Below are 4393 nucleotides of genomic sequence, written 5' to 3'. Positions count from 1 at the left end.
CCTTTACATGGAGGTATATGTAATCAGTAAAAGGCTATATCTCATCAAGTATTTTTTCAAAAGAACCGAGATTCATATATTCTGGTTTTCTGTCACTCTTTGGACAGAAATGGCAACTAAGGTTGCAGATGTGTGTGATTTCTATATATATTTTTTTAAATTTTTTCATATTATTGCACCTTTTTCCTTATATAAGTTTTGTTATAAAATTCATTTGGTATAAATTATACTATTTTTGAAAAAAAAATAATATTAAAATAAATTTTAATTTACTATTTCTACGTAATTGATGTCCCCGAAACTAAAAGTTTCCTGTCCCAAAAGAAAAGCAAAAGAACATCCTGAATCTATGCTGGAATGATTATTGATTTTTATTTGTTGAAATTATCAGCATATTTGTTATAATTTCAGTATAAAGAAATTTGAAAGAGGTATAAAATGCTGGGAAAAGCAAGAAGACTTTTGAAAAATATATACGGATATGACTCTTTCAGACACGGTCAGGAGAAAGTGGTAAAGGGGCTTCTTTTGAAAAAGGATATCCTCGCTGTAATGCCTACAGGCGGCGGAAAGTCCATATGCTATCAGATACCTGCTCTTATGTTTAAGGGGATAACTCTTGTGGTGTCTCCGCTGATATCTCTTATGAAAGATCAGGTGGATACTTTGAATAATCTGGGTATATCTGCTGCGTTTATAAACTCCTCACTTTCTAAGGAGGAGTTTGTTAAAACTACAAGGGACATAAGAAACGGAAGAACAAAAATTCTGTATCTCGCTCCAGAAAGGCTTTTAAACCCAAAGTTTATTAACCTTATGAAAAGTATAGATATATCCTTTATAGCAGTAGATGAAGCCCACTGCATATCTCAATGGGGACACGACTTCAGAAAAAGTTATCTTGAAATACCAAAATTTATAGAGGCTTTAGAGAGAAATATACAGGTGGCAGCCTTCACCGCCACTGCTACTCCCAAGGTCAGAGAAGATATAATAGATAAGCTCAAACTAAAAACACCCTCAGCCTATGTAGATGGATTTGACAGGGGAAACCTTTCTTTTTATGTGGAAAAGGGTGAAGATTCTGAAAAATATATAATTGATTATCTGGAACGAAACAGGAGAAAACCTGGAATAATATATGCCTCTACAAGAAAAGAGGTAGATCATCTCTACAGCTACCTCAGAATAAAATCCTTCAGCGTGGGGAAATACCACGCAGGTCTTACAGAGAGTGAGAGAAAAGATTTTCAGGAAAAATTTCTGAAAGATGAAGTCAGAGTTATGATAGCCACCAACGCTTTTGGTATGGGGATAGACAAGTCCAACGTGAGATTTGTCATTCACAGGAACATACCCAGAGACCTAGAGAGTTATTATCAGGAAGCAGGACGTGCAGGCCGGGACGGAGCTCCTGGAGAATGTATTCTCCTGTATAACGAAGAGGATGTGGGGACTCAGGAATATTTCATAGATATGAATGATGAACTGAACACCAAAATGAAGCAGGAAAGAATGAAAAAACTAGACGCCATGGTCAATTACGCCTCTATAGGCACATGTCTGAGGGAATATATATTGAAATATTTTGGAGACAAAAGAATAAAAAACTACTGTGGGAACTGTCAGAATTGTCATGTGGCCACAGACGTCGTTGACCTCACTGTAGACGCTCAGAAGATACTATCATGTATCGGTAGGGTAAAGGGGAGCCTCGGCGGGTTTACCATTACAAAGATACTGATGGGAGAGAAGGACAAAAAGATCGAGAGGAAGGAGCTTCACAAACTTTCTACCTTTGGGCTTCTGAGGCACTATAAAAAAGATGACCTGGAAGAGTTTATAAACTATCTGACATCAGAAGGGTATCTGGATCAGAGTGCAGGGAGTTATCCTGTACTGGGTCTGAATGAAAGGTCTTTTTCTCTCTTGAAGGGAGAAGACGGGATCTTAAGAAAGAAAAATGAAGTTATCAGTTTTGATTATTATGAGGACCCTTTATTTGAAAAGCTAAATGACCTGAGAAAAAATATAGCACAGCAGGAAGACATCGCTCCTTATATTGTATTTTCAGATGCTACTCTCATAGAGATGGGAGAGAAAAAACCTAAAAACAGGTGGGAGATGCTGAAAGTCAGAGGGGTAGGAAACCAAAAGTTCAAAAATTACGGTGAGATATTTTTGAGGGCCATAAATGAGTTTTCTGATGAAGACCTGGAGGATATAAGACTTGAAAGCACTATCGATGAGAAATATCTGAGCTTTGAGAAGATAGAACAGCTGAGAAAAGAGCTGGGTGTAAAGATTTCCCATGATCAGCTGAAGGAATCTCTTATAAAAAACCTCTTTACAAAATTTTAAAAATAGAAGCTTATATTCCTGCCGAAAGGCAGGTTTTTTGTCTGTAAATATAAGAAAATTAAAGAAGGAAACCCCTATTGCATTTGAATAAGTATAGGGGAGGTGTTTTTATGGATATAAAAGAACTTCAGCGAAAATCAGTGAAAATAAGGAAAGAAATATTGAAAGTCATATATGAAGCACAGTCGGGGCATCCCGGGGGGTCTCTCTCTTCAGTAGAATTACTTCTAGCCCTTTATAAAGAAAGAATGAAGTATGATCCCAAAAATCCCAACTGGGAAGAACGGGACAGATTTATAATGTCTAAGGGGCATGCAACTCCGGTCCTCTATACTGTCCTATCAGATGCAGGTTTTTTCCCCAAGGAAGAACTTTCCGGATTCAGAAAATTTGGAAAGATGCTTCAGGGACATGCATACAGGGATATACCTGGGGTGGAACTCTCTACCGGGTCCCTTGGGATGGGACTTTCTGTAGGAGTGGGGATGGCTCTGGCATCTAGACTAAAAAAAAGTAATTATAGTGTATTTGTACTGATGGGTGACGGCGAGATACAAGAGGGGAGTGTGTGGGAAGCTGCCATGAGTGCAGGTCATCATAAACTTTCAAATTTGTGTGCAATCATTGATTATAATAAGGTGCAGGAAAACGGATTTGTAAATGAGATAAAAAATCTGGAACCCCTGGGGGACAGATGGAAAAGCTTCAACTGGAATGTCATTGAGATAGACGGCCACGATTTTTCCGATATATTCAGGGCCTTGGATGATTTCCAGGTGGAGAAAGGAAGACCTACTGTGATAATTGCCAATACAGTAAAGGGAAAAGGTGTGGACTTTATGGAGTATGACAATAACTGGCACGGGAAAGCGCCAAATGAAGATCAGTATCTAGAGGCATTGTTGCAGCTTGATAATTCTGAGATTTAAGGAGTTGATGAAGATATGGAAAAAGCCACAAGAGATGCCTTCGGGGAAACCCTGCTGGAGCTAGGAAGGAAAAATGATAAAATAGTAGCTCTTTCGGCAGACCTTCAGGACTCCACAAAGGCGATACTTTTTCAGAAAGAGTTTCCAGAAAGATTTATAAATACAGGGATAGCAGAACAAGACCTTATAGGGATAGCGGCAGGATACGCATTAGAGGGGTTTATTCCCTATGTATCATCCTTTGCATCTTTTATTACAACAAGACCCTTTGATATGATAAGAATGCTTGCCTGCTATAATAATATAAATATAAAGATAGTGGCCACTCATACAGGTGTTACAGTGGGTGAAGACGGGGGAAGTGCACAGATGCTAGAGGATATTGCGATCATGAGGGCTCTACCAAATATGGTGGTGCTGTGCCCTGCTGATGCTGTGGAAACCCAGAAAATGGTAGATGGTATAGCAGAATATAATGGGCCTGTCTACCTAAGACTTGCCCGGGCAAAATACCCTGTTGTGACAGATGAAGAGAAGGCTTTTGAAATAGGTAAGGGACAGATACTGAGAGATGGGGGAGATGTGACTCTTGTGGGAACAGGACTCATGGTGTCTAAGGCTTTAGAAGCAGCAGAGATTCTTGCCGGGGAAGGTATAGAGGCCAGAGTAGTAAATATGTCTAGTATAAAACCTATAGACAGAGATCTTTTGGTGAAGTGTGCAAAAGAGACCGGGAAAATAGTGACTCTGGAGGAACACCAGGTAATCGGTGGTTTAGGAGGAGCTGTGTGCGAAGTCCTGTCTCAGGAATATCCTGTGCCTGTGAAAATAATAGGGGTTGAGAACAGATTCGGTCAGTCTGGAAAACCTGATGAACTCCTGGAGGAGTACGGACTGGACAGTAAAAGTATAGTGGGTAAAGTAAAGGTATTTATAGGGGGGTAACTCCCCCTTTTTTATTGTTTGTAACTAGAATATGTTTATGCTAATATTAGGGGTATAAATTTACTGGGAGGGTTTTATGAAGAAGATTTTATTGCTGTTCTTTATTTTTTTACTTTCTGTCATGTCTTTTTCGGATCAGAAAGAAAATTACATCAAGG

4 protein-coding genes are annotated in these 4393 nt (G+C 39.0%); 3 read left to right on the top strand and 1 reads right to left on the bottom strand.

All coding sequences use genetic code 11. The features are described from left to right. Positions 1 to 34 precede the first annotated feature (34 nt). On the bottom strand, positions 35 to 169 hold the full coding sequence (locus tag ABZA26_RS08700) for a hypothetical protein (RefSeq protein WP_372714130.1): 135 nt from the start codon (positions 167 to 169) through the stop codon (positions 35 to 37). Positions 170 to 438: 269 nt separating this feature from the next. Here ABZA26_RS08700 and recQ point away from each other — a divergent pair, with 269 nt between their 5' ends. The 3 genes from recQ (at position 439) to ABZA26_RS08685 (ending at position 4235) form a co-directional block, all read left to right on the top strand. Continuing rightward, positions 439 to 2361, top strand: a complete 1923-nt coding sequence (gene recQ / locus ABZA26_RS08695; protein WP_372714129.1) for a DNA helicase RecQ — start codon at positions 439 to 441, stop codon at positions 2359 to 2361. A 110-nt stretch (positions 2362 to 2471) separates the two neighbouring features. Continuing rightward, positions 2472 to 3290 (top strand): transketolase, encoded by an 819-nt coding sequence (locus tag ABZA26_RS08690; RefSeq protein WP_372714128.1) that lies wholly within the window; start codon positions 2472 to 2474, stop codon positions 3288 to 3290. A 15-nt stretch (positions 3291 to 3305) separates the two neighbouring features. Then, a complete protein-coding gene (locus ABZA26_RS08685; RefSeq protein WP_372714127.1) occupies positions 3306 to 4235 on the top strand; it encodes a transketolase family protein in 930 nt (309 codons plus the stop codon). Positions 4236 to 4393: the final 158 nt, after the last annotated feature.

Origin of the sequence: Ilyobacter sp., from assembly GCF_041583315.1 — a bacterium.
In the GTDB taxonomy this organism is placed as follows: Bacteria; Fusobacteriota; Fusobacteriia; order Fusobacteriales; family Fusobacteriaceae; genus Ilyobacter.
Note: the sequence above shows the minus strand (reverse complement) of the source record. Positions and strands in the feature narration are given on the sequence as shown.